The sequence below is a fragment of the Aeromonas sp. ZOR0002 genome, from assembly GCF_963866995.1.
Lineage (GTDB): Bacteria > Pseudomonadota > Gammaproteobacteria > Enterobacterales > Aeromonadaceae > Aeromonas > Aeromonas caviae.
This window is the reverse complement of the sequence record NZ_CAWMFQ010000156.1, coordinates 1-774: the sequence shown is the minus strand read 5'-3', so window position 1 is coordinate 774 and position 774 is coordinate 1. Positions and strand designations below refer to the sequence as shown.

Genomic DNA, 774 nt, shown 5'->3' with positions numbered 1-774 from the left:
TCACTACCACCTAGATTTAATTTTTGGCTACATAGTTTCATATAAGATTGGAGTTTGGTCACCAAGCGACTCCACACGCGATTTCGCTCACGTCTTTTTGAATAATGCTATTTCTATAATCGTCTTGGTGCCAAAAACAGTGGCGCTAATACTGGGGTTGAGAGATAATTTCACTGATATAGAAATGTGATACATGAGGATAAAAATGAACGATTTTTTTAAAACTCTGTTGAATATCCGTAGTCTGCGTGCTGCATTGCGCGAGCTTTCTTTTGAGCAGTTGGTCGAAATCAGAGAGAAATTCGAGGAAATTTTTGCTGAGCGTGAGCAGCAAGAAAACAAAATCAAAGCTGAGTCTGCTGAGCGTCTGCAAAAACTTGCTGAGTTTACCGAAATGTTGAAACAGGCAGGCATCGATCCGAGTGAGCTGGTTGGCACTGCCGCTCCGGCGAAATCTGAGGGATCCACCAAAGCCAAACGCGCTCCTCGTCCTGCAAAGTATCGCTACACCGAGGATGGTCAGGAGAAGACCTGGACTGGTCAAGGTCGCATGCCCAAGGCTATCGCGGCAGCCGTTGAAGGTGGCAAAGCTCTGGACGATTTCCTGATCTAATATTGATAGCCCATGCAGTATTGCGTGGGCCTTTCATTCTGTTTTTAGTAGGAACCCGTATGGGGAGAACATTAGAGGACATCATCTCATCCGAATCACCGGAGGTTGTCCAGAGAGCAAAGGCGCTGGCCGAAGAGCAACTGGTACGTCTCAGTGTGACC

General features: G+C 46.6%; 2 protein-coding genes. Both read left to right on the top strand.

The features are described 5' to 3' along the window. Nucleotides 1-190, top strand: a 190-nt coding sequence (locus AACR77_RS09405) for a hypothetical protein (protein ID WP_231563195.1), incomplete at its 5' end; no start/stop codon positions are given. Between the two features lie 15 nt (nucleotides 191-205). Further along, entirely contained in the window at nucleotides 206-613 is a 408-nt protein-coding gene (locus tag AACR77_RS09400; RefSeq protein WP_042881011.1) for an H-NS family histone-like protein, read from the top strand. Nucleotides 614-774: the final 161 nt, after the last annotated feature.

Excerpts from the sequence above, each read along its gene's own strand:
- AACR77_RS09400 (WP_042881011.1), top strand. The coding sequence starts at position 206 with ATGAACGATTTTTTTAAAACTCTGTTGAATATCCGTAGTCTGCGTGCT.